Here is a 26,466-nt window from a genome sequence, read left to right on the forward strand (position 1 = left end):
CATAACGATTATTCTGTCTTTTAGCAGTATCTAGGTCATGCTTAAGTTGGCTTATCCTAATTTGTCTCTCTATTACAATACCCAGAACTACTGACGCAACCAGCGAGATAATTAAGAGTAAACCAACAGATATAAAGCGATTATTCCGTCTTTGTCTGACACTTATTTGAATCAACTCAGCAGATAGGTCAGATAATCTTAAGTTATCAGTTTGTTGCTTCTGAAATTCTTCTGCCTCTCTCAGCCGCTTTCCTTGAAGTAGATAATCTTTCGCCTTTCCTCTATCTCGCCATTCAACAGCCGCCGCTTCAATTTTGCGTTTTTGTCGCAATACATCCCGACTTTCTTCAATCCACTTGCGTAATAGCGACCAATGGCGAATCAATACTTCATGCGCTACATCAACCACAGCAATTTTACCTTGCTGAATTGATGTATAAACTCTTCTTTGTTCCTTTGCGTCTTTGCGCCTTTGCGTGAGATTTTCATCTCTGGATTCCGCAACATCTAAAGTATTGGTAACAACTAACTTCTCATCTGCTAACCGTTGAATTACTCTATTAATCAAAACTTCTGAATACTGCGAACTCACTAAATCCCGTTGCACAACCTGTCTACGCGTATCTTCTGTTCCTTCTCCCAACTGCGTCAACTCTATAAAGATCCGCTTTGTTGCCTGCTGTTCCTCTGGTGAGAATGATTCATAAACTTCTGTAGCGCGTGTTTGCAGCGTTCCCCTAACTCCACCTAGCCTGGTATAAGCATTAAGGGTTAACTGTTGCTCAGTTCTTTGCTTCCAAAGTTCTGTTAGCGTATACTGCAACAATGGTAAACTTCCCGGTGAACCTTCTACATCCGCAATCATTTCTGAAACTAATTCCGGTTCTATTTTTAAACTCACCTGTTCAGCAGGTTTAATAATTGCTAATTCTAATTCCCCCCGACTCATCGGTGTTAATGTTACTAAATTATCCTGAATTTTCTTAGCAAGTCCGCCATACTCTTGTTCTAAACATTTCCCAAAAAAATCGGCTCGCATTGTAATTACTAAGCAGAGTTTATTGTCATCACGCTGCAAAGTACCTAGCAAACATTCAAAAAATTCTTGTTGTTTTTTAACATCTTTACACAGGGTAAAAGCTTCCTCAAACTGGTCTATTACTAATACCACACGCTGAGTTTGGGTAGCAGTAATCAATTTTCCTAAACCGACTGCTCCTTTAGCAATTAATTCTTCAGCTTTATCTAATTGTGATGCGCGTTCAACATCTGATAATCCTGATTCTACAAATGCTAATGCTAAACTTTGCAAAGGATTAGCGCCTGGTCAAAAAATTTTAAATTGCCAAGTTTCGCTACCCGATAACCTACGTCCTAATTTTAATTGATAAAGTAAACCTGCTCTCACAACACTAGATTTACCACTTCCTGATGCTCCCAACACAGCCAGGAAATTACCAGAACGCACTTTGTCTAATAATTCATCTGTTAACGCAGTTCTGCCATAAAAAAACTTAGCATCTTCCTCAGTGCAGTCAAAATAAGATAACCCTTTGTAAGGACAGATAGCTGATTCTTGTACGGTGGAGTTGGTAGGCGATGTATTCCACTGACGGGTAAGATTAATTGCTTCACCAGAGTTAGCAAAAATGGGACGCTGGGGGAAGGGGTGATGTGTTTGATTGAGAAAGTCTACTAAGGTGTAATTACTTATCCAACGGTCTTGTTTTGGTTCCAAACCTTTGATTAGTGCGGCGGTAAGAACGCTGTTTTGGCTATTAATGTCTTCATACGCCAGTTCAAAATCACGAGAAGCCGCAATAAAACACCTGTCTCTGCCTTTACCTCTATCCCCTGGATCTGCCTCAGCAAAATTTAGCACTTCGCCGCTATAGCAGCAATCTAAAATTATAATTTGTTGTCTAACTTCGCTTTCTTGTAGCAGTCGCCGCAGCCATTGCAGAGATAATCCCCAATTCCCCGCTTCTGGGTTAACTTCACTGGTGGCTAAAAAGCCTTCCTCAACGCCTTGTTCTTCCCGCAATCCATGACCGGAAAAATACAGTAGCGCGGTGTCTGGTGGATTACCTTTTGGCTTAAATAGTTGAGCGATCGCTTTTTTTAATTGCGTTAAACTAACTTTAGTTTGCTTACCAATGCGAATTGTCTCATTTTCTTTGTCTTTGACAGCAGGTAGGCGCGTTACTTTAAATTCCCCGTACTTTTCCAAGATTTGCGCTATGGCTTCTGCATCCGCAGCGGGTGCGTTGAGACTTCTTAAGCGGTCATAGCTATTAATTCCCACTACTAAAGCGTCTCGACTCATCCTGGTAAGCCTTATGATAGTTGTGTCGCATTATTTCTAGGTTATACAGAAAATTTACCGTATTTTCCGTAAAAATGGTGTAGTAATCATTGATGTTAGTTAAATTGCCCAAAGTACTAGCACCCCACCCCCAGCCCCTCCCCGCAAGCGAGGAGGGGAGTAAAATTTAGGTTTAGCGGGGTGGGATTGGTAAGGATACTTTAGGTAGCCCTTTCAAGATGAGTAAAAATTTTGCTCAAAAAATCCCTGTTTACTCTGTGCCTAATATAGCTTTTCCTCATCAAATGAGGTACACAATAGCCATTGGTGTCAACTTAAGTTAAAAGCTATATAGGGCGAGCGTTGTGCAAATACCCTCTCGCCCTCATCCCCTAACCCCTTCTCCCTAAAGGAGAAGGGGAATCTGATTAAAAACACCCCTCTCCCTAAGGGAGAGGGGCTGGGGGTAAGGGCAAAACGTTTTCACAAAGCGGGTTTCACGTTAAGTTGACACCAATGCACAATAGCCCCCTCCTCGCTTGCGGGGAGGGGGTTGGGGGTGGGGTTCTTCTCACTCAACCGAGAAATGCTATACGGTTAAATAAAATACTTTTAAACCGCAGAGGACGCAGATAACGCTCCAGAGGAAAGCAAAGATTTTCTGAGCCACCTGGAAAGGGGTAGATACTTTAGGTAATGAGCTTGACATGATATTAAGTAACTGTATTACGCGAGATTTATCCTATGCCCCAACTCACACCGATTCAATTAGAAGATGGCACGATTATTTACATTGAAGCCACAAATAATGTCGATGCGCCGCCTGTTAGCATTGAAGTTTCTCCAGAGGGTGAGGAAGAAGCTTTGATTAATAAGGGATGGGATGCTGATGCTGCTCAAAAACAGATAGTGCAGAATTTTCAGGCAATTGAAGGGACGATTCGGGCTTACACTGTTTATACGCTGAATGCTTTTAAGAAAATCCCTGTGGCTAATATCGATAAAGTCACTCTGGAATTTGGCATCAAAGTTGGTGGTGAGGCGGGTATACCCTACGTGACTAAAGGTACGGCTGAAAGTAATCTCAAGGTAACGGTAGAGTGTTCCTTTCCTAATCAGCCGGAAAAGAAAACTCAGTAATCATGAATCAGAATCTTGATGCTGCCAAAATTTCTATCATTATTCCGGCTCTCAATGAAGCAGCAAATATTGAAGATGTAATTATCACAACTCAAAACAGTACAAATACAGAAATTATTTTGGTCGATGGTGGCTCTCAAGATGACACTGTAGCCATAGCCCAATTATTAGGTGTAAAAGTTATTTCTTCATCTCCTGGGCGGGCGGTGCAAATGAACGCTGGTGCTGTAGTTGCTAGCGGTGAAATTCTGCTATTTCTCCATGCAGATACTCGGTTACCTGCTGGCTTTGAGGTGATGATTCGCACCGCACTACAACAACCGGGAACAGTGGCAGGTGCGTTTAACTTGCGGATTGATGCATCGGGTTGGGGTATGAGGTTGGTGGAATTGGGGGTAAAAGTGCGATCGCATTTTTGGCAAATGCCATACGGCGATCAAGCAATTTTTATCACAAAAGATATATTTCAGCAAATTGGCAACTTTCCTGAATTGCCGATTATGGAAGATTTTGAACTCATCCGCCGTTTAAAATGCATTGGTAAAATTGCGATTATCCAAGAATCAGTTATCACATCTGCTCGGCGTTGGTTGCGTAAGGGAATTCTTCAAACCACCCTAATTAATCAAATAGTCATCATCGCTTATTTACTGGGAATATCACCACAGCGAATTCGTCGCTGGTATCGCCAAGAAAAATTTAGGAAGAATTAAGCTGATTCTCAGGGAAGTAGAATATTTTGGTTGAAGATGAGGGAGGGACAAGGAGGACAAAGGAGATAAATAACAAATGCCCAATGCCCCATCCCAATGCCCAATGCCCAATGCCCAATGCCCCATGCCAAATGCCAAACTCAAACTTTTACTATTAAGCTGTCTAGTTGCCACGGTCATAATTGCTAGTCAATATCTCAACATTCAAGCAATTTTACAAACCACAGTCATGTGGGTTAATAACCTTGGTTATTTTGGCCCCATTGCTTTCATCGCGATTTATAACGTAGCCACTTTATTATTTATACCAGGTTCCATATTGACGTTGAAAGGAGGTTGTTTATTTGGCGTTTTTTGGGGGTCTGTTTATGTAATAATTGCGGCAACTATTGGAGCAACCGTAGCCTTTTTAATTGGGCGTTATCTCTCACGGGATTGGGTAGCTAAACAACTTGATCAGCATCCTAAATTTAAAGCAATCGATTTAGCAGTTGCCAAAGAAGGATGGAAAATTGTACTACTAACTCGGCTTTCGCCTATCTTCCCCTTTAACTTATTAAATTATGCTTTTGGGGTGACCCAAGTTTCCCTCAAAGATTATATCTTAGGTTCTATAGGCATTATTCCGGGTACAGTGATGTATGTTTATATCGGTTCTCTAGCTAGTAATCTTGCCATGCTGAATACGCCTAATCAGCCTAGTAATACTCAAGCTCAAATCGGAGAATGGGTCATCCAAGTGATGGGTTGTATTGCTACAGTCGCCGTGACTATCTATGTTACAAAAGTTGCTCAAAAAGCTCTCAAAGAAAGTGTAGCAACAGCCACAAATACCCATGACACAAATAACTAAAATTAATCAGATTTTCAAACCATCTACCGCGACTGTAAGAAATTCCTACCTCTTCTTTCCTCTCTTCCTTGGCGGATTTGGCGTCCTTCTCTGCGAGACGCTGCGCGTTCACGTAGTGTCTCGTAGAGAAGGCGGTTCATTAAAAAAGCTTACTTTATTAACATTGCTAGCAGTAACTATCCTTTTCCTATCCACCACAGACCTAGCCTTAGCACAGCAATCTACAACCACTACCTTTAATCCCCAAACAATTTTACGAGATGCTTTGCAATGGATTGATAGCCTGGGTTCACTAGGAGCGATCGCTTTTATTACACTTTACATTATTGCTACCGTTGCTTTCTTACCAGGCTCGATTTTAACCTTAGGCGCTGGTGTCGTTTTTGGTGTAGTTTGGGGTTCCCTTTATGTATTTATTGGTGCAACTTTAGGCGCTACCGCAGCTTTTTTGGTAGGACGTTATTTAGCTAGAGGCTGGGTTGCTCAGAAAATTGCAGATAATAAAAAATTTGCGGCTATTGACAATGCTGTGGGTAAAGCTGGATTAAAAATTGTCCTGTTAACCCGACTTTCGCCCATATTTCCCTTTAATTTATTAAACTATGCCTTTGGCATTACAGGTGTTTCTTTGCAGGATTACTTTATTGGTTCTGTGGGGATGATTCCCGGAACAATTATGTATGTTTATATCGGTTCTTTAGCTGGTAGTTTGGCAAGAATTGGGACTGAAACTCAACCTACTAACCCTACAGTAAAATGGGCAATTCGGATTATAGGTTTTATTGCTACAGTCGCTGTGACTATTTATGTTACTCGCATAGCCAGGAAGGCTTTAGAGGAGGAGGTGAGTAACAATTAAAATTTTTTTTGCACCGCAGAGAACGCAGAGAACACAGAGTCAAGACGTTTCAGATTTGCTTGAGGGTGAGGTCAAAGTATTATGCATTGAACTCACATTACAGCTATTTTCATGCTGTAGGGGCACAGCAATGCTGTGCCCTGAGAGTGTGGTTCAACTACGTGAAAAATGCTGTAAATTAAGTATTTTGAATCAGAATTATAAGTTAATTAGATTTTAGACTTTTCCGGAGATATAAATAATGTCTAATTTAGAATTTGAGAGAGTAACTGTTCGCCCAATGGATGAGTATAACCAAACTTTGGTATCTCATGTTCATCCAGCAGATTGGGTGAATCCAGAAGCAGCTAATGTTTATGATTTGGTAGTAATTGGTGCAGGAACGGCGGGATTAGTTGTAGCTGCGGGTGCGGCGGGTTTGGGTTTGGGTTTAAAGGTGGCGTTAATTGAAAAGCATCTCATGGGTGGAGATTGCTTAAATGTGGGTTGCGTTCCCTCGAAAACTATTATCCGTTCGGCTCGCGTGATAGGCGAACTGTGGGATGGGAAGGAATTAGGAATTAATATTCCCAAAAATATTGATGTTGATTTTTCTGCGGTGATGGCGAGAATGCGCCGCATTAGAGCTGGGATTAGTCCTCATGACTCGGCGGAACGCTTTCAAAAATTGGGGGTGGATGTTTTCTTGGGTAGCGGTCGATTTGCTAGTAAAAATACAGTGGAGGTTGGTGGACAAACTCTGCGGTTTAAAAAAGCTGTAATTGCTACCGGCGCAAGAGCTGCACAACCTGCAATTGCGGGACTGGACAAAGCTGGTTATCTCACCAATGAGTCGGTTTTTTCTTTGATTCAACGACCGGAACGTTTAGCAGTGATTGGTGGTGGCCCTATCGGTTGCGAATTAGCTCAGGCTTTTCGGCGTTTGGGTTGTGAGGTGGTGCTTTTTCATAGTAGTTCTCACATCTTAAATAAAGAAGATGGGGAAGCTGCGGAAATTTTGCAAAAGGTTTTGATTAAGGAAGGAATTCGTTTAGTCTTAAATTCCAAGTTAGAAGAGGTGGTAACTGTCACCGAAGGTAAGCGGCTTTACTTTTCCTCTAATAATCATCGAGATTCTGTAACTGTAGATGAAATTTTAGTAGGTGCGGGACGCGCTCCTAATGTAGAAGGTTTAAATTTAGAAGCTGTTGGGGTGGAGTACGATAAACGCCACGGTGTCAAGGTAAATGATTATTTGCAAACGACAAATCCCAAGATTTATGCGGCTGGTGATATCTGCATGAATTGGAAATTTACCCATGCGGCGGATGCAGCAGCCAGGATTGTCATTAAGAATACGCTGTTTTCTCCCTTTGGTTTAGGACGTTCCAAACTCAGCAGTTTAGTTATGCCTTGGGTAACTTATACTGACCCGGAAATTGCCCATGTGGGGATGTCCGAGGTAGAAGCTAAGTCCAAAGGTATTGATGTAGATACGATTAAAATTCCTTTTAGTAGTATAGACCGTGCGATCGCAGATGGGGAAGAATCAGGATTTTTGAAAATTCTTCACAAAAAAGGTTCTGATAAAATTGTTGGCGCAACTATTGTTGCTCGTCATGCTGGGGAGATGATTTCGGAAGTAACTACGGCGATTGTTGGTGAGCTAGGTTTGAATAAGTTAAGCGGTGTCATTCATCCCTACCCAACTCAGGCTGAAGCTATTAAAAAAGCAGCTGATGCCTATCGGCGTAAACTTCTCACAGATAACACTAAACGAATTTTGGGGTTTTTAACCAAATTATCTTAAAACTTAAAGCTGTAGATGGAAATTAAATTTAATTTCGCAATCTATGGAAATTTCGCAGATTTTTTTGCCAGATTTGTTTTCTTTCTTCTTCTGGGAGGTTTAAAGCTGATGTGATAATAGCAAAATCTCCTGGTGTTGGTAATGCCTCCCCTTTAGCTAGTGCTTGCAGATTCTTGACCCCACACTTTCTTAGTTTTGCTCGGTTGGCATTAACTAAATCGGCAATTGTTTCTGGCTTAGCTTTTTGAGAGGTTACAGAACGACGATGACTTGTTTTTTGGGCTATCCAATCTTGAGTCATCTGCTCTAAGGCATCGCTTTGAAAAATATCCAAACGGGCACAGATGCTTTTAAAATCTAGGGCTAACTCAAGTGAGATATAGCTGCTGATTTGTTTGTAATCATCACTATGCTTTTTGTTAGTCATATTCGGGGAATTACTAAAAGTGTCTACCTGTGTTGACTTTATCTGATGAATTCTAAAAAATTGGACATTTTGATTATGTCATATTTAAACACGACAAGCTAACCAAAAAAATGTTCCGCTAAAATAACTAACCTCTGTGTAACTTTTTTGTTACATCTGAGCAGACTACTCTCATATCTAAACATTTAATAATTAACAATTTGTAATTATTTGCTGGGGAATAAAGCTAAGTTGGCGTAACAATTTCCTGGTATGTCCGCAGCGAGTGAAACGTTTGCCGTTAGCGTAGCGGATGCACTAGAAAGCGTTCCCACAGAGTAGTCATCGCCAAGGTTTCGTGCATTTTACATTCTGTTACATAGTTCGGTTTATTTGTGCCAACTTATTTAACTCAGATGAAGTACACCAAGCTATAGCTGTAATAGCCTTTGTGCTTGTTAATCATAAATTTGCAGATAAATTACAAATTATGAAGCGTGTAATCTATTGAGGTAATTTCCAGCTTTGACAAGGTTCCAATTATCACTGGATCAGTATTATAAGAAACTAATATGCATACTATAGATAAGGCAATCAAAGCAAATCATTGCATTTTCATGCATAAATTATCTATTAAGATAAACCAAGATAAACAGTAGATTTTTAGCAAAAAATTAAATAATTTTCTCACAAAAAATGCATCTTGTGGTGCTACACATATAAGTCAGCTTTGATTTTATGAATAAATGTAAAGACTGTGACTCACTCACTAATAATTTGATGAGGCGCACCTAAATTTAGGGTTATATTTTGAGTGGCATCAAGTAGGATAATAACTTTTGTATCTAAACAGCTTGATATTAACCAATCATTACTCACAAAATTTAAAAATCTGTATTTGTCAATCAGACAACTATGTTGAACTCTTGTGCCTTTACATTTTATGCATGGCTATGAAAGAATTTTCCTGTAGAACTGCCTTGCTGAGGCAATTAAAAGATTAGATATATAGCGCTTCTCGGTTGATTTCAATCCACCTTAGCAAAGAAAAGCGGCGCTTGGGCTAGGGACTAGGAGCTAGGGTTTCGTATTTAATGGAAATGAAAACCGATATATTTTAGGAAAAATATTATCTATATAAAGTTAATGCAATTATATTAGGAGTCCTATTTGATTTTTGACCAAAACTCCGTATATTTCCATGTTAAGGGTTCCCTGCATAGACAGATAAATTTAATTATCAAAGCGGATTCCTATATTGTGTAGCCACCTTGTTCAAACTGCCGGAGGAAAGTGTAATTTGTGACAGAAATGAATAATTTATCCTCTAGTCTCCCGGATATGTCGCGGAGAGAATTGCGAGATTTAGTGAGAATTCAGCTACAAATGCTGTTAGAACAGGGGGATTTACGTGGCGCAAAAGCGATTCTCGTACCTGTACAACCGGCGGACATTGCTGAGGCGATTGAAGGTTTACCAGAAGCAATGCACGCTTTAGCTTTTCGCTTGCTTTCTAAGGATGAAGCGATCGCAGTTTATGAATATCTCGACTATAGTATTCAAGAACGACTAATTGAGGAACTCAGAAGCCAAGAAGTTCGAGACATCGTTGATAAAATGTCGCCAGACGATCGAGCGAGGTTATTTGACGAACTCCCAGCAAAAGTTGTTAATCGCCTCCTAGAACAACTCAGTCCCGCAGAACGCACAGCTACAGCCCAACTCTTGGGTTATGAAGCCGGTACATCTGGGCGAATTATGACCCCAGAATTAATTTCGCTCAAAGAAAATTTTACGGTATATCAAGCCCTAGAGCGAATTCGCCGCTTAGCTAAAGCCAGTGAAATCATTTATTATCTTTACGTCACCGATACAGCCAGACGATTGACAGGGATTGTGTCATTGCGGGAGTTGGTAATATCTCAACCTGAAGAATTAATTGGTGAGATCATGACCCGTGATGTGGTGTTTGTCCACACCGATACAGACCAAGAAGAAGTTGCCAGATTAATTCAAAGATATGACTTTTTGGCTGTGCCTGTAGTGGATCGAGAACAGCGCCTTGTCGGTATTATTACTGTGGATGATGTTATAGATATTCTGCAAGAGGAAACTACAGAAGATATCTACGCCTTGGGTGGTGGTGTGCAGTCAGGTGGCGACAATTATTTTCAGATGAATTTACTGGAAGTTGCACGCAAACGGGTTGTATGGTTATTTGTTTTATTGATCACAAATACAGTTACGGGAACAATTATTAAATCCCAAGAAGATATTTTGACAAAAGTAGTAACACTTACAGCTTTTATTCCCTTGCTGACTGGTACTGGTGGCAATGTTGGGGCACAATCTTCTACAGTCGTGATTCGTGGGATGAACACCGAAGAAATTAGATTATTGGGGCCATTACAGGTGATTGTCAGAGAAGCGATCGCGGGTGCATTATTGGGAGTCATGTTAGGCACAATCGCCACTGTCTGGGCTTATTTCCTCCAAGGAAGATTAGAAGTAGCGATCGCTGTTGGCACTAGTTTAGTAGCAATTTCTGTATTAGCTTCGATTTCCGGTTCTGCGCTACCGTTTTTATTTCGCTTCCTCCGCCTCGATCCAGCATTGATGTCAGCGCCGTTTATTACCACAGCTGTCGATGTACTTGGCGTTTTGATTTACTTTAATTTGGCGCGGGTGATTTTACAGTTATGAGTCAGTTGTCATTTGTCATTTGTCATTTGTCATTTGTCATTTGTCATTTGTCATTTGTCATTTGTCATTTGTCATTTGTCATTTGTCATTTGTCATTTGTCATTTGTCTCCCTTGTCTACCAAGTTAGGTTATTAAATTATTCACTTAGCCAACTGAAGAGTTGACCAATGGAAAGATGAAAGGACTCAGCAAAAGGTGGGACGGGTATGCGATCGCTTTGTTCTTCAAAAACTGCGAGAGTGCGATCGGCAAAATAGACAAACACCAGTTCTTCTTCTGGGTCAATCAACCAACCCATCTGCGTACCATGCGCCAGACAATGGAGGATGTTGCGAACGACTTTAGTTTGGCTTTGATCGGGGGAAAGGATTTCAATTGTCCAGTCAGGCGCGATCGAGAACGTGTTGGACACTTTGCCATTCTCATCGCGGGGAATGCGTTCCAAAGTAAAAACTGTCACATCGGGAACAAGCGATCTACCACCAAAGGTGCAGCGTAATTCTGGATAGGCGCGAGCGATCCGGTTTGGTTTTAGCACTGTGTTGACAGATGATACCAGATCTCCCTGAACCGTGCTGTGTTTTCCTTGGGGCATAGGCTTTTGAATAATCTGACCGTTGATGAATTCGCTGGCGGGTTTAGTTTCTGGGATCTGGAGAAATTCTTCCAGGGTCAAAGGTTTAGTCGGAGTTTGAACCATTGCCGCTTCAGGTGGGAGGATTATCAGTATTTTATCGTTTTCTCAAGTTTGCTTCATCACTTATTATGCAAAACTGTTTCACCAATAATTACGAATTACGTTAGCGAAGCGGTAGCGAGGAACGAGCGTCATTACGAATTAGTAATTATTTAAATTGTATCTGGGTTGATATTTAACTCCCGCAGTTTGGCAGCCAACCGTTCGGCTTTTTGAGCTTCTTGTTGTGCCCTTTGTTCTGCCTGTTCAAGTCTTTGTTCTGCCTGTTCAAGTCTTTGTTCTGCCTGTTCTGCTGCTTCTTCTGGTGTCGGCAATAATTGCCCTTCTGGTGTAAAAAACCGCAATAGTCCCTGATAAATTCCCAGATATAACCCTAGCTGCTGACTCCACAAATGTCCTAGTTCATTAACTTGTAGAGGTTGATACTCACCATCTAATAAATGAAATCCGGCAAATTCTAATGTATATGGGTCAAACCAAAAATAATCGGGTGTGCGGAAGGTATCTTGGTAAAGTTCTTTTTTAAATCCTTTATCAGTATCCGCTGTTGATTCTGACAGAATTTCGACAATTACATTGGGATATTTCCCCTCTTCTTCCCACACTACCCAACTTTTACGAGTTTTACGTTCAGTTCCCAACACAACAAAAAAATCTGGCCCTCTAAATTGCTCTGATTTACGTTGACGGGGGCTGTAGTAGATGGTCAAGTTTCCCGCAGCGTAAAAATCATTTCTGTCTCGCCACAGCCATTTTAGACATTTGAGTAAGAGCATGATCTGCTCTAGATGTAGTTCTGTTTCCAAGGGAGGCTCGTCACTATATAAATCACCAGGGGGAAAGATCACTTCTTCAGAGATGCTTTCAGTTGAATCTAATTCTTGCGTAATGCCCATAAAATTCCAACGGCATCATGTGTTAATGGGTTTATTTTAGCTTTTTTGCGTCTTTGTGTTGACCTGTCACTGCGTTAAACATTTAATAGTCAATATGCAAACTTGATCGGTATTTTAGCTTAATACTAAGTAGGTCAACTTTGAAAAACGTAAAATAGATTCCTGGCGATTACTTCGCTACACTGCGTTTCGCTCGTAATGACATTTGACGTTTAATTATATTGAGCTACTTATTTCACTTTAATAATCATATAAATACATGGTTAAGGGCATAGGAATGCTATGCCCTGAAGACAAATCTATGTGTAAGAGAACTTTTGTGAATAGGTATTACAAATCAATTGCCGCTTGCACTAAATCAGCGCTGCGATGGAGACGAAAGCCAACTTTTTCACAGACTCGTTGCATCGCAACATTATCTGGCAGAATGTCAGCAGTGATGCGCTGAATGTGTTCATGACGACCGATGTCCAACAGTTGGCGTAAGATGTTTGTACCTAACCCCAAGCGTTGGTAGGGATCGCTAACTAATAAGGCAAATTCCGCTTCTTTGAAGCCATGCATCTGACTCAAGCGACCGACGGCGAGAATTTCATGGTTTCCTGTTGTGGGGTTTTTATAATCAGCAACTAATGCCATTTCGCGATCGTAGTCAATAAAACATATCCGCGTCATCCGTTCGTGGGCGATTCGTTGACTCAGCTTAAGCAAATGGAAGTAACGAAAATAGACGCTTTCCTCTGAGAGTGTTTGATGGAACTGCACAATTAACGGCTCATCTTCGGGACGGATGGGACGGATGGTAATCGATGAGCCATCTTTGAGTGTCCAAGGTGTGATGTATTGTGTTGGATAGGGGCGAATCGCTAGTTTTGGCAATTGCTCTTCTGTTAGTTCCGCTGGGTGGAGGACGATCCGCGCATCTAGAGCTAGTAATGAGGAAGACGCAGTTCCTTTGTCTTCTTCTTTACCCCTACCCTCAAATCGCGCCCACAAGGGATTGATATCAATTTCCTTAATCCAGGGCTGTTCTCCGATTAATTGCGAAAATCGCACCAATACCTGTTCTAAGGCTGCTAAATCTACAGGTGCGCGTCCTCTCACGCCTTTGAGAGCTTTGTAAATTTGCGTTTGTTCCATCATCCGCCGAGCTAAGGTAGTGTTTAGGGGTGGAAGTGCGATCGCTCTATCTCTCAACACCTCCACTAATTGTCCCCCTGCGCCAAATAGCAGTACTGGCCCAAATTGTGCATCCAAGCTGCTACCAATAATTAATTCATAGCCACCATTGAGGTTAATCATTGGCTGCACTGTTACCCCGAAAAAGTGTTCTATCCCTACTTTTTCGGTAACAGATGTTTTAATATTGCGATACGCCCAGCGCACAGCTTCCCCATCCATGAGATTTAACTGGACACCGCCCACATCAGTTTTGTGGGTGATAGTCTTCGATAAAAGTTTTAGGACTACGGGATAACCAAGGGAATCTGCACAGCCAACGGCTTCGTCTTCTGTGGCGGCGATGCAGGCTTGTAGCGCTGGGATACCGTATGCTGCAAGGATTTGCTTGGATTCTGTCTCTGTGAGAATGGTTCGCCCTGCTTGATGGGCTGTGGTAATTATTTTGTCTACCAGGTTGCGGTTAGGTATACCATCTTCTTCTGCTGGTAATATGGGAGTTTCGTAAATGCCGCGTAGGTTATAGCTAGACTGCCACATATAAGTAAATACACGGGCAGCAGCATCCGGGTAGGAAAAGGTAGGAATGCTTGCACGATTAAGAATTTCTTGCCCTGCCATCACCTCAGCACCGCCCATCCAAGTTGCCAGAATCGGTTTGCCTGAAGGAACCTGTCCCTTTTCAATTACAGATTTCAATTTTTCAGCAGTTTGGGTGGGATCGGTCATTGCCTGGGGAGTGAGTATCAAAAGGAGACCATCACTGTTCGGGTCTTTGGCGGCAATCTCCAAGGTTTTGCTGTAGCGTTCTGGATCGGCATCTCCCAAAATATCAATGGGGTTGCTATGACTCCAGTAAGGTGGCAAAGTTTGGTTGAGGGAAGCGATCGTCTCTGGTGCGAGTTCTGCCAGTTCTCCCCCGGTGGTAATCAGAAAATCAGTTGCTAGGACTCCCGGGCCGCCGGCGTTGGTAATCATGGTCAGGCGTGGGCCTTTGGGGCGGGGCTGTTTTGCTAATACCTCCGCCATGTAAAATAGTTCCGAAATCTCAGTAACTCTCAGTACCCCAGTGCGCCTGAAGGCAGCATTAAGTACTTCATCGCTACCAGTCAAGGCTCCGGTATGGGAAGCTGAGGCTTTAGCGGCGGCTTCAGTTCGACCTGCTTTAATGACAATAATCGGCTTGGTCAAAGCTACCTCACGGGCAGCAGAGAGGAATGATCGCGCATCCCCAATGGATTCCATGTAAATGACAATACTTTGGGTGTGGGGGTCATCACCAAGATAGTAAATTAAGTCGCCCCAACCGACATCTAACATCGAGCCGATGGACATAAAGGCGCTAAACCCTACATTCTCGCGCAAACTCCAGTCGAGAATAGACGTGCAAAGAGCGCCACTTTGGCTGATAAAGCCGACTTTCCCCGGACGTGCCATTGTACTGGCGAAGGTAGCATTTAATCCTGTATGGGGATTCATCACACCCAAGCAATTGGGGCCGATAATCCTGAGTTTGCCGAGACGGGCTTCATGTAAAATTTGCTGCTCCAGTTCGATGCCAGAGGCACCAATTTCTTTGAATCCAGCAGACACGATTACCGCACTTTTGACCCCGGCTGCTACGCATTCCCGCACAATTTTCGGTACTGTCGGGGCAGGGGTGGCAATAATTGCCAAATCTACCTCGTCCGGTACTTCGGCAATATTTGTGTAGCTCTTAATACCCAGAACACTGTGATGTTTAGGGTTCACAGGAAATACCGTACCGCCAAAGGGATTGCTGATTAAATTCCACAGCAAGGTACGGCCTACACTCCCAGGCGAGTCACTAGCACCAATTACAGCCACCGTTGTCGGCGCAAAAATAGAACTGAGGGGCTGGCGCTCGGTACGGAGGATGTCGGAGGTGGGATCTGTTTTAAATATATTAGGGATATTGGGGGTTTGCATTGTGCTAAACCTCGCTAATGGGACAGCGTCTTTTATGGATTCTCACCAAGACATTATGAGGGTAGGAAACATTGTTGAGGAAGTTGTGAGGATATTTAACTTTTTACCTCTTGTGGAAAAGCCCACAAAAAACCTAACCCCGGTTTCTATGATAAACCGGGGTTATTGCTGTTCACAAATGATTTATGAATTTTAGCTCACTTTTCCTCATTTGTGGCTTCTTTGTTTTGTTCATTCGCTGGTGAAGTATCTTTTTTCTCTGAGGATTGCTCACTTGTTTGTTGTACTTGCTGGAGATGAATGTTATTCACTTGCACAACAAAATTTTCGATGATCTGGTTAGCTGTTTGCAACTGTTCTGTTTCAGAAGACAAATTGTTAGAACGATAAAGCGGAGTAATTCCCAAAATAAACTTTTCTTGTTCAGCTTCTAATAATTCAACGGCTGTGTTAGCAGCAACCGAATTTTTCTGAAAAGGAAAAGATGTGACAATACTTGCAACTATCGAGGCAATTGCTGGACAGATTACGGGTAACCACTTCAACCAAGGTTGTCCTGTTTCTAATTTGTCTACCAAAACTAAAATTGGTGTGACTCCTGATAAAATCACAGTGGAAATCTGCAAAATATAATAAAGATTTCTGGCGAGATTACGTGTCCGCTTGTAATCATCAATCAAATCTTGGCAATACTGCAAAGCCTTTTCTCTAGCTGGTGTGATTGTGGTTTTATACAATTCGCTATTATTTGCTAGGAGATAGCTATAGAGTTCGGCTTTTTTACTGATATCAGATTGTTTTGCAGCCTGTTGAGAAGCTTGCAGTACTTCTTTGTTGATCAAGTAGAGAAAAATTGCAATAGTGAGAGCAACTATGCCAATAATTACAGCTTGTTGACTATCGCGAAAACCCAGAAAAACGATGCTAGAGCCAACACAGGAAGTCAGTAAAAAATACTGAATTACTTTGAAGGGATACAAGTTTTTTGAACTAGTAGAAGAAGTGATAGTTTCAGGGTGAGAAAGCGCTACTCTATTGTTGATATTTGCAATTTCTGAAGAAGTCATTGGCTAGTACTCAATTAGTTATGAGAGCGAAGTAGCTAAGTATACTATAATACTTAGCAAGCTCAATAACCTAAATATATACAATGAATATTTAATTGTCCAAGATTTTTAGCTGATGTTATGGGCGAAAGTGGATAATTTGGGCGATTTTTTCGAGAGCGATCGCAATTCCAGTTTCCGCAGTGGGTGATAAGCGATCGCCTATGTTAAAATTTTCTCCAGGAACAATCACCCACCAAGCGGTTGGACAATAGCCGTAAAGGACTTGTGTGAGGGCTAAAAGCGATCGCGGATCGGCTATATGTCCACTGATATTACCACTAGAGTCAGGAGCAAGCGATCGCACTTGCACTTCGGAACTTTCGCTAGTTAAACAAGCATCGATAAAAATGGCTAAATCTGCACTTGCTAAAATTTCTGCTAGTTCAGGGGTGAGTTGGTGGACAGCCAAAGATTTCACATTTGATAACTGTAACGTATTCGCTACCCGTTGTCCGATACCATCATCACTCCGTAAGTCATTACCGTAACCGATAGCTACAATATTGCTCATTGTTTTTCACTCTGCTGATTCTATTGTGAAGTTAAATCACAAATTGGAAGAAGTTGTGAAAAAATAGCTCAGCAGGAATCATAACTGCTTTAACTCATGATTTGTCAATACTTAATTCAGTATCGCTCAAAATTTTAGATAGTCTGATATTAAAAATTAAGTTGAATCCGAAAAAAATCAACAAACTGTGATTAAAGTAAAAATTTTGGGAAATTTATTTATATAAACCACATCTATTTTGAGAACCATAGTTTTAAAAGTAGTGGGAGCATCTTGCTCCCTGCGCATCGTAGCGGGCTTTCCGTTCCACACTACTCCAGGTTTCAAAATGGACGAGGTTTATATGAGTCTAATGGTATTAATGATTCTTATCTGAGATTTTATAGCAAAATATGAGTAAACCCAAGTTTCGCCTTCCAAGCTGGACAGTTTTAGTTGTTTCTCTAGGGATTGCAATAATTACTGCCGCTAATATATTGACATTACAAAGATGGGCTGACAAAAGCTACAAGGCAGAAGTTTTACTGCTCAAAATATCTAGAGAATTAAACCACATCAGCGCTCTGGAATGGGAGGCTATTGCCACAAAGGAGATAGAGCCTGAATTAGTTCAAGAGATAAAGAATCGGCGAAAATATGTATCTGAAATAATTATTAGTTTAAATAACTATAAATTAAATTATGAAAATTTAACACAACTAATCGAACTATATAAACAATACAATAAAGCATTAGATAAAGAGTTAAATTTAATTTTAACAAAACAGATTGAATTAGCAATCCAGGTTGATGAAGATGAGGTAGATCCTACCTTCAACAGTCTCAGCGATGAAATTAATCGCTTGAGTAATTTATATGTTTATGAAAAGAATAATGCCGATCAAATGTCTGACATAGGCATTATAGTTGCTTTACTCTTAGCAGCTGGAGCGCTTGGGATTTTATTTTGGAGTTTTAACGCTTTTTTAATAGCTCAAACACAAAAATTACAACAAGCATTAGATGAGCTACAGCAAACCCAAAATCAGTTAATTCAGTCCGAAAAAATGGCGAGTTTAGGTGAAATAGTAGCTGGTATTGCCCACGAAATTAATAACCCAGTGAGCTTTATTTATGGAAATTTGCCCCATATCAAACAATATATTGAAGATTTAATTTCTTTGGTAAATCTTTATCAACATAATTATCCTGAATCTACACCAGAAATTAAAAAATTAATTAAAAATATTGATTTAGAGTTTATTATCAAAGATTTAGAAAAGATTATTTCATCGATGAATAATGGTACGGAGCGTATTAGTAAAATTGTTTTATCGCTGCGTAATTTTTCGCGTTTAGATGAATCCGAAGTCAAGGAAGTTGATTTACACTCAGGTATTGAGAGTACACTATTAATTCTTAATTCTAGGTTACTCAACCAGATAGAAATTATCAAAAAATATGGTGAATTACCGCGAATCAAGTGTTTTCCGGCATTACTCAACCAAGTTTTTATGCATATTTTGAGCAATGCTGTTGATGCTGTTCTAAGTCAGGAGTCGTTAATTCATAAGCAAATTGTCATTGAAACTAAAAAACTTACACAAGATAAAATTTGCATCCAAATTCGAGATAACGGTTCAGGAATACCACCTGAAATTCAAAGCAAAATATTTGACCCATTTTTCACTACTAAGCCTGTGGGTAAAGGTACAGGTTTAGGGCTGGCGGTTGCATATAAAATTATTGATAAACATAAAGGTAAAATTACCCTAAATTCTGAAGTTGCTAAAGGTAGTGAATTTACGATTATTCTACCAATTAGATATAATTTTCCCGAATAATTGCCAAGGTTTTAATCCCGCCAAACTTCATTCATAACCGTACCATCTACCCCGACTAATTCAACATGTAATGGCATTTGTCCGACTGCATGAGTCGAACAACTTAAACAAGGATCAAAAGCTCGAATTCCCGCTTCAACACGGTTTAACATTCCTTCAGGAATTTCTGGCCCATGAATAAAATGTCTGGCAATTTGAGCCACGGTGCGATTCATGGCTAAATTATTCTGACCTGTGGCAATGATTAAATTAGCTTTCTGAATTAATCCATCTTCATCAATTTGATAAAAATGAAATAATGTGCCGCGTGGTGCTTCGCTTACACCGACACTTTCTAATTGGTTAATCCCCGCATCAGCCCGCAGTCTAGTTGATAGAATATCTGGATCGTCAAGTAAAATTTCAATTCGTTCTATTGATGCCAAAATTTCAATCAATCTAGCATAATGATAGAAAAATGATGAGGTAACTGTGCCTTTACCTCTATCTCTAAATTCCCGCAATTCAGCATCAGCTAGCGGTGTACCAATATGGCTGCAAACATTCAGCCGTGCTAGTGGGCCTACTCGATATATACCACTATCCAAACTACAATGACCATCTTTTTCTGGATGTCCTAAAGGACGATAGTAGGGAGATTTTAAATATGAGTCTGGTTGCACTGCTTCACCAATAAATTCGTGATAGCGACTAGCATCAAGTTTATCGGCAATAATATTACCTGCACTATCTACAAAGCGAAGATGTCCGTCGTAATTTTCCCATAAACCTTCTGGTGTGACTAACCCCATAAATAAACTGGGAAAATTCCCAAATGTTTGCGCTTCTTTTTGATAATCATTTAGTATTTGTTTAAATGTACTTATTGCATTTATAGTTGTGTTTCGCGCTTCGGGAATGCGTTTTTGAATGTGGGTGCGTCCTGCTTCTGTTAAGGGTTCGCGTACACCACCAGGAACAGCCCAGGATGGGTGAATTTTCTTTCCGCCTAATATTTCAATAATTTCTTGTCCAAATTGACGCAAGCGAATTCCGCCACGGGCTAGTTCTGGTTCAGCTGCAATTAATCCAAATACATTGCGTTTTTGCGGATCGCTATCCATTCCTAATAGGAAATCTGGGGCGCTGAGGTGAAAGAAACTCAAAGCATGAGATTGAACAATTTGCCCCAAATTCATCAGGCGACGCAGTTTTTCTGCGGCTTGAGGAATTGTAACTGATAAAAGGCGATCGCCTGCTTTTGCTGAAGCCAATAAGTGACTTACTGGACAAATACCACAAACCCGCGCCGTAATTCCTGGCATTTCCCAAAAAGGACGACCTTCACAAAATTTTTCAAATCCGCGAAATTCGGTAACATGAAACCGAGCATCGCTGACTTGTCCGCTATCATCTAAATAAATAGAGATTTTGGCGTGTCCTTCAATCCGCGTCACTGGGTCGATAATGATTTTTTCAGACATAGTTATTTTAGTAAAGATACAGGGTAGGGGAAATGTTGACGGTTGACGGTTGACGGTTGACAAATTACCCATACTTAATAAATTCACGTCCTTCTAATTGGGGTTTTTTGCCTTGTAATATTGGTTCTAAAACAGCACGAATTCGAGTTGCTGAAGGTGGACAACCGAGTAAATAAATATCAACTGGTACGACTTTATGCACTTGTTGTACCCTATCTAATAAGGGCGGTACAATGCCTGGTGCTTGGGGAATTTGCCCGTAGATATCGGCGGCTTCAATATAACAACTCTGAAGCACAGATTCGGCCTTACCTAAAGGATTGCGCAAAGCAGTCACATTACCTGTAACAGCACAATCTCCAAAGGAAATTAAAATTTGCGATCGCTCTCTCACTGTGCGAATCATTTCTAAATGTTCTTCATTAGCGATCGCACCTTCAACTAATACCACATCTACACCTTGGGGATATTCCTTAATATCAGCTAAAGGACTGTAAACTATATCCACCTGCTGGGCTAAATCAATCAGCCATTCATCCAAATCTAAAAAGGACATGTGACACCCAGAACATCCACCCAGCCACACCGTTGCTAATTTTAAACGAGCCATAATAATTCTTATTTGTCATTTGTCATTTGTCATTTGTCATTTGTCATTTGTCAACAGTCAACCGTCAACCGTCAACTAAAGATTCCATTGCTTCTTTTCTCTTGCTGTCACTAAAAAATCGAGTTTTTCGCGATCGCGTTTCATTTCACCGACGCTGGAACCTTGGTAAAAAAGCGCACCTGTTGGGCAAGCATTAACGCATTTACCGCAGGAAGTACAAGTATCTGAGGTTCCCCAAGGTTGATTTAAATCTGTAATGACATGAGATTTTGTTCCTCTCCCCGCCATGTCCCAAGTATGCGCACCTTCAATTTCATCGCAGACACGGACGCAACGGGTACAAAGCACACAACGGTTATGATCGACACCAAAGCGATCGTGAGAAACATCGACTTTGCGGTTGGGGAAATGATAACTTAGACGTACATGATCCATACCCATCTCGATTGCCAGATCTTGCAATTCACAATTACCATTAGCTACGCAGACAGAACAAACGTGATTACCTTCTGCAAATAGCATTTCAATAATTGTGCGACGATATTTTTGTAAGCGATCGCTATGGGTTGTAACTTCCATTCCTTCCCCTACTTTAGTCACACAAGCAGGTAGGAGTTTATTAGTACCAGCAATTTCTACTAAGCAAAGACGACAAGCACCAACATCTGATACTCCGTTTAAATGACACAACGTCGGTATATGAATACCAGCTTCCTGAGCTGCTTCAAGAATAGTTTCCTCCTCACGAGCGCTAATAAGGTTGTCGTTGATTGTTAAAGTTTTTACAGACATTGCTCCTAGCCTCAATCAGAATTGCCTTTAGCTTCTGGAAGTCCCCCCTTGAGTTATAGACAAAGAGTTTGAGGAACTTGTGAAGATGACAGGCGATGAAGCTATGGGGCTTCTAGGGACTTACAAAAAATAAATTACCCATATTCCGTAGTGCGAGCATCTTGCTCGCTTTTGAAGAAGGGGCGAGGTTTGAACCTTCACTTTTTTGATAAATTACCTATATTCTGTAGTGCGAGCATCTTGCTTGATGAATGAACATTAGCTTCCGAGACGCTCGCACTACAAATTTATTGGGTATTAAAAAAATTGGATGTCCACTAGGGGAATTGGTGGCAAGAATTAAGAAATATTAACAGACGATCGCTTTATATTTGGTTACATTTTCTAGGCGATCGCCAAAATCTACCTACAAGCAGATAACTGAATACCAGAAAACTGCATGTGAGAAAACATTCTCGAATTTATGGGATCGTGGCTATCTTGCACTATTGGCATAACTACATATTGTTTACAATTCTTGACTTAAAAAATAGATTTTTAGCATATATATTTTTTTTAGGTCTATTTTAGATTCCAGCTATTATCCAGCAACTTATTTACATTACTTTACTTATTTAGCTTCTGGTTAAGTTTATTGTATTTTGATTTAACCAGCCTCAATAGGCTGTTAGCCTTGTAATTAACCTAAGAATTGTTTGAGTTTATTGATATATGGGTTTCAACTGCCGATCAAGCTGTATTTAATTGGAAAAGTAGCCTTCAGTTAATAGCAGTTAGACAGCTACTCTCGATTCTAATAAGTATTTATATTCAGAAAACTACGCCAATTCAACAAATTACACTAGCAACCCGATGATGAATCATTACGCTATCGAATGGATTGAGGCATGGTGCCTAGAAAATGGCTGGACAGACTTATTTGTCGAGCGGCGCAATAACTACTGGGCTTTTCCTCCAGGCGGTGTAATGCCTGAACCAATTCCAGTAGACGTCCTCCGATTGATTAAAGCTGAAAAGGGACTAACTTCTGAAGAAAGATTGTGGTCGATCTCAGCAATAATTGGCACAGTTGTAGCTATCTTGTCTACCGTTTTGTTTAAGTGCCCTATGCCATTAGTATTTGCTTTTGCATTTAACGCTGTTACGGTGGCTCAATTTGAAATGGAAGATGCCTAAATTTTTATTTTGGGTATCACTAATTATCAAACATAATATTTTAAATAAAAACTGCTCTTGATTATACATTCAGCAAGAGCAGTTTTTATTTAAGTAACGCGGCGTGAATATTTATCATTAAGAAAAGGCAGAGGGCAGGAGGCAGTTCGCGTTTAGCACAGAAAATTAAACTTTGCCTTTTTGTGTATTTCAGAGTTAGGATTTTAGCCCTAACTCCGAAATTACTCACCTTGCTATTGTTTGATGCAGATAGTATTTGGTATTGCACATTTGAGACCATTTAAGAGATTAGTCGAACCTGATAACAAACCAAACAATTCTCATACCACAAATCTAGAACACAACACAGATGCTTAAACTAAAGTCATATTATTAAAGTAGTTAGTAATCTCAGTTCCAACTGCTGTATTCACCCAATTGCGGTTGTAAGCCATGACATCTTGGATATTGGAGACACCGACAGTCTTAATTCCGCCTAGACTAATCACAAAATCGTTGTAGTCGCGATTAGAACCACTATCAATAGCTACATCTTCAAAACCGATAACCGCGCCTTTAGATCCTGTAAAGAAGTCTGCTACTTGTACAGTATTGTTTAAATTAGCAGCCGACATCGAGAAGAAAAGTTTGTTACTTGTCCCACCTTGTCCAGTCAAAGCATCATTAAGAGTTCCATTGGCTGCAAAAACAAAACCAAAAGTATCTCCCCCTTGCATCTGATAAATTTTCTCGCCCTTATACGAGCCATTATTAAAATTAGTTTCCCAGTTGAGAATGTTAGCGTTGTCCGTGAAACGCGCCCCTTCTTGAGGATCTTGAACCACAACGTAGCCACTGGAAGTATTGCTATTAGCACGGCGCACTGCTTCTGTCATGAAAGCTGTAGAGCCGGTTTTATACATATCCATTCCTTGCAGGCTAAAGATACCGACTTCCCCTTGGTTATAATAACCGCCATCGTAGAGGAAGTTGATTTTAACTTGGCCAGTTTGATTAGCAACAAAAACTCCTTCATCAAACAGTCCCCGGTTAGAATATTCAAGTAATTGTTGTCCTACATTGGTTTTGCGCCAATCCTTCTCAAAGTTGGAGAAATTATCAATTGACTGAACAATTCCTTTAGCACCTTTGACTTGGAAAACAAAATCGTTGTAATCGCGATCGGAAGTACTAGAACCAGTGGGAATATCCTCAAAGGCAAAAGTTCCGTTACCATCTACATCTACAACTTGTCCGACAGCCATATTAGGATTAGCTTCGGGGATGGAAAAGAGAGGGAGTTTACCATATTGCCACATCTGGCTGTCTTTACTGAGCCACGGAGCATTTTTGATTTCCTCAACATTAGTATGAGGGACAAACATAAAGGCAAATTTATCTCCTGGATTCATCTCAAAAGTTGTCATTCCTCGATAATTTCCCGAATTAAAATTATCTTCCCAAGGCATTTTTTCAGTGAAACGCGCTCCTTCTGAAGAGTCGTCAGATAAGACGTAACCTAATTTAGAATTGCTGAGAGCGCGCTGAGCTGCTTCTTGAATAAAAGCCTCAGAACCAGCTTGGTAATTTTCCATTCCTGCGAGGCTAAATACAGCCATCTCTCCTTGATACCAGCCGCCATCGTAAAGAAAATCAAAGGTTACTTGACCAGTTTCACCAACTTGAAATACTCCTTCGGTATATGTAGATTGGCTAGTATATTTGAGTAATTCTTGTCCACTAGTAGTGGTTCGCCAATCTCTGCCGGAATTAATTTCTGTGTTGATGCTGTTGGTGTTATTGCTTTTGAGTCCTTTGGCTTGGAAAATCAGGTCATTGAAATCTTGGTCAGCCTTACCAGCACTAACGCTGTTATCTTCAAATGCTATCGTCCCATTATTATCTACTGCAACTATCTGTCTTTGATTGGTAGAGAAAATAACATCCTTACCCCACTCAGAAGTAATGGAGGGTTTGCTATAAACTTCATCAAAGGTGGTATTTTGCACTAGCATAAATGCTACTTCATCCCCAGCGCCCATCTTAAAAGACTTAACGCCTTGGTAATTACCACCACCGAAGTTATCTTCCCAACTAGCATTATTCTGGGTAAAACGTGCCCCTTCTGTGGCATCGTTGATGAAGATATGACCTTGTGTGGAGTTACTTAAAGCACGCGCTATAGCTTCTTGGCGAAACTCTAAGGAGTCTGCTTGGTATTTGTCCATACCTTTGAGACTAAATACAGCTACTTCTCCTTGATACCAACCGCCATCATAGAGATAGTCAAGTTGAACTTGGCCTGTACCATCGACTATGAAAGTACCTGTATTAAACTGAGGACGGTTAGCATATTGTGTTAATTCTTTGCCAACATTGGTATTTAACCAGTTGCGATTAGAGTAAATGGAATCTTGGAAACTGGGTGCGATGGCTGTTGCGCCCAACACCTGAACTACCATATCGTTGAAATCGCGATCGGTTACGTTTGAGTTTAAAGTATTAATATCTTCCCAACCGAAGGTATTTCCTTTACCTGTGATGTCTGCAATTTGACTGGAAACTTGTCCTGTTGAATCGACTGAACCGAAAGAAAACAGAACGTTGCTGGTGCTAGGAGAGGAAGTTTGTGCAATATTAGCAACTGTGGTGTCTGAAACTAACATCATCGCAAACTTAGTTCCAGCCACCATCTGGAACTTTTGCGTTCCTTGATAAATACCGCCGTTATAATCTTTTTCCCAGGCTAATTCATCATTGAGATTGGTGAACCGAGCGCGATCAATCTCATCTCTTACCACTACATAACCAGAACTAGAATTACTGAGAGCGCGTCTAGTAGCTTCCTGAATAAAGGCTGTGGAACCTACCTCTAGATTTTCCATACCTTCAAGGCTGAAGATGGCTATCTCTCCTTTCTTCTGCCCACCATCATAAAGAAAATCGACGCTGACTTTACCTGTTGCATCAACAGTAAAAATTCCGTTATTCAAGTGAGAAATTGTCGTCATGTTTTTTGGCTCTGATTTTTTACAAACCTTTACATGACATTTTGTAGCTTCTGATACTGAAAAGCTAACTGTATTTATACGTTTTTTTATATAAAGTTTGATTCAAGAAATTTATTTGTTATTTGAAGGCTAACTTCATAAAATAATTAAGACAAAATTAAATAATTATTTTGTTACTATAGTTTAAAGCTCATCTACATGGAAAACTTTACCTGCTCTTCATCAAAGTCAAGTCAATTTTTTACATATGAGCGATCGCTAATACAAATACTCGATGAGATGCCTTTCAAATCCCCTTGATTTAGCCTTTTTCAGGTAAGTAGAAATATCAAGCACTGTTTTGGCGAAATAACACGTTTTGTTGAATATATGCAACATTATCTAATACATTCAATCTAAAATTATGCCAGTAATTGACCATATAAATGCCGCGTACTTACAGGCTTGGAAAATTTATCCGTATCAGACTATCAGCCTGGATGATCAATCTGACACCGGAGA

At 40.5% G+C, this 26,466-nt stretch carries 18 protein-coding genes and 1 pseudogene; 8 read left to right on the forward strand and 11 right to left on the reverse strand.

Features of this window, described 5'->3' with window-relative positions; all coding sequences use genetic code 11:
• Positions 1-328: 328 nt before the first annotated feature.
• Positions 329-2,326, reverse strand: a pseudogene (locus AACU32_RS37825) (nSTAND1 domain-containing NTPase); the annotation flags it as partial.
• 723 nt (positions 2,327-3,049) lie between these two features.
• Here AACU32_RS37825 and AACU32_RS37830 point away from each other — a divergent pair.
• The 5 genes from AACU32_RS37830 to AACU32_RS37850 all read left to right on the forward strand — a co-directional run bounded on the left by AACU32_RS37830 (position 3,050) and on the right by AACU32_RS37850 (position 7,659).
• Positions 3,050-3,445, forward strand: a complete 396-nt coding sequence (locus AACU32_RS37830) for a CU044_2847 family protein (RefSeq protein ID WP_096607361.1) — start codon at positions 3,050-3,052, stop codon at positions 3,443-3,445.
• A gap of 2 nt (positions 3,446-3,447) precedes the next feature.
• A complete protein-coding gene (locus tag AACU32_RS37835) occupies positions 3,448-4,158 on the forward strand; it encodes a TIGR04283 family arsenosugar biosynthesis glycosyltransferase (RefSeq protein WP_096607362.1) in 711 nt (236 codons plus the stop codon).
• 76 nt (positions 4,159-4,234) lie between these two features.
• A complete protein-coding gene (locus tag AACU32_RS37840) occupies positions 4,235-5,011 on the forward strand; it encodes a TVP38/TMEM64 family protein (protein ID WP_445223208.1) in 777 nt (258 codons plus the stop codon).
• 115 nt (positions 5,012-5,126) lie between these two features.
• Positions 5,127-5,870, forward strand: a complete 744-nt coding sequence (locus AACU32_RS37845; RefSeq protein WP_339378602.1) for a TVP38/TMEM64 family protein — start codon at positions 5,127-5,129, stop codon at positions 5,868-5,870.
• 241 nt (positions 5,871-6,111) lie between these two features.
• Positions 6,112-7,659 carry a mercuric reductase gene (locus AACU32_RS37850; RefSeq protein WP_096607364.1) on the forward strand — a complete coding sequence of 516 codons (1,548 nt, stop codon included), beginning with the start codon at positions 6,112-6,114 and terminating at the stop codon, positions 7,657-7,659.
• A 28-nt stretch (positions 7,660-7,687) separates the two neighbouring features.
• On the opposite strand, the gene AACU32_RS37855 is transcribed toward AACU32_RS37850, so the two are convergent.
• A complete protein-coding gene (locus AACU32_RS37855; RefSeq protein WP_096607365.1) occupies positions 7,688-8,086 on the reverse strand; it encodes a hypothetical protein in 399 nt (132 codons plus the stop codon).
• Between the two features lie 1,290 nt (positions 8,087-9,376).
• Between AACU32_RS37855 and mgtE the strand changes: the two genes are divergently transcribed.
• Complete coding sequence (gene mgtE / locus AACU32_RS37860) at positions 9,377-10,768, forward strand: magnesium transporter (RefSeq protein WP_445223209.1); 1,392 nt, start codon at positions 9,377-9,379, stop codon at positions 10,766-10,768.
• 137 nt (positions 10,769-10,905) lie between these two features.
• Here the strand turns inward: mgtE and AACU32_RS37865 are convergent, their stop codons facing one another.
• The 5 genes from AACU32_RS37865 to AACU32_RS37885 form a co-directional block, all read right to left on the reverse strand.
• Positions 10,906-11,469 carry a Uma2 family endonuclease gene (locus tag AACU32_RS37865; RefSeq protein WP_096607367.1) on the reverse strand — a complete coding sequence of 188 codons (564 nt, stop codon included), beginning with the start codon at positions 11,467-11,469 and terminating at the stop codon, positions 10,906-10,908.
• Between the two features lie 149 nt (positions 11,470-11,618).
• A complete protein-coding gene (locus AACU32_RS37870) occupies positions 11,619-12,362 on the reverse strand; it encodes a Uma2 family endonuclease (RefSeq protein ID WP_096607368.1) in 744 nt (247 codons plus the stop codon).
• 330 nt (positions 12,363-12,692) lie between these two features.
• Positions 12,693-15,491, reverse strand: a complete 2,799-nt coding sequence (locus AACU32_RS37875; RefSeq protein ID WP_096607369.1) for a bifunctional acetate--CoA ligase family protein/GNAT family N-acetyltransferase — start codon at positions 15,489-15,491, stop codon at positions 12,693-12,695.
• 197 nt (positions 15,492-15,688) lie between these two features.
• Positions 15,689-16,558 carry a DUF4231 domain-containing protein gene (locus AACU32_RS37880; RefSeq protein WP_096607370.1) on the reverse strand — a complete coding sequence of 290 codons (870 nt, stop codon included), beginning with the start codon at positions 16,556-16,558 and terminating at the stop codon, positions 15,689-15,691.
• 118 nt (positions 16,559-16,676) lie between these two features.
• Positions 16,677-17,111 carry a hydrogenase maturation protease gene (locus AACU32_RS37885; protein WP_096607371.1) on the reverse strand — a complete coding sequence of 145 codons (435 nt, stop codon included), beginning with the start codon at positions 17,109-17,111 and terminating at the stop codon, positions 16,677-16,679.
• A gap of 392 nt (positions 17,112-17,503) precedes the next feature.
• On the opposite strand from AACU32_RS37885, the gene AACU32_RS37890 reads away from it, so the two are divergent.
• Positions 17,504-18,934 carry a sensor histidine kinase gene (locus AACU32_RS37890; RefSeq protein WP_096607372.1) on the forward strand — a complete coding sequence of 477 codons (1,431 nt, stop codon included), beginning with the start codon at positions 17,504-17,506 and terminating at the stop codon, positions 18,932-18,934.
• Between the two features lie 11 nt (positions 18,935-18,945).
• Here the strand turns inward: AACU32_RS37890 and AACU32_RS37895 are convergent, their stop codons facing one another.
• The 3 genes from AACU32_RS37895 to hoxU form a co-directional block, all read right to left on the reverse strand.
• Complete coding sequence (locus tag AACU32_RS37895; RefSeq protein ID WP_096607373.1) at positions 18,946-20,397, reverse strand: nickel-dependent hydrogenase large subunit; 1,452 nt, start codon at positions 20,395-20,397, stop codon at positions 18,946-18,948.
• 64 nt (positions 20,398-20,461) lie between these two features.
• Positions 20,462-21,007 (reverse strand): oxidoreductase, encoded by a 546-nt coding sequence (locus tag AACU32_RS37900; RefSeq protein WP_096607374.1) that lies wholly within the window; start codon positions 21,005-21,007, stop codon positions 20,462-20,464.
• Between the two features lie 75 nt (positions 21,008-21,082).
• Complete coding sequence (gene hoxU, locus AACU32_RS37905; protein ID WP_096607375.1) at positions 21,083-21,799, reverse strand: bidirectional hydrogenase complex protein HoxU; 717 nt, start codon at positions 21,797-21,799, stop codon at positions 21,083-21,085.
• Between the two features lie 852 nt (positions 21,800-22,651).
• Here hoxU and AACU32_RS37910 point away from each other — a divergent pair.
• Entirely contained in the window at positions 22,652-22,975 is a 324-nt protein-coding gene (locus AACU32_RS37910) for a hypothetical protein (protein WP_339378603.1), read from the forward strand.
• Positions 22,976-23,328: 353 nt separating this feature from the next.
• On the opposite strand, the gene AACU32_RS37915 is transcribed toward AACU32_RS37910, so the two are convergent.
• Positions 23,329-25,965 carry a DUF4114 domain-containing protein gene (locus AACU32_RS37915; RefSeq protein WP_096607377.1) on the reverse strand — a complete coding sequence of 879 codons (2,637 nt, stop codon included), beginning with the start codon at positions 25,963-25,965 and terminating at the stop codon, positions 23,329-23,331.
• Positions 25,966-26,466 lie beyond the last annotated feature (501 nt).

Origin of the sequence: Calothrix sp. NIES-2100, assembly GCF_963875285.1 — a bacterium.
In the GTDB taxonomy this organism is placed as follows: domain Bacteria; phylum Cyanobacteriota; class Cyanobacteriia; order Cyanobacteriales; family Nostocaceae; genus Aulosira.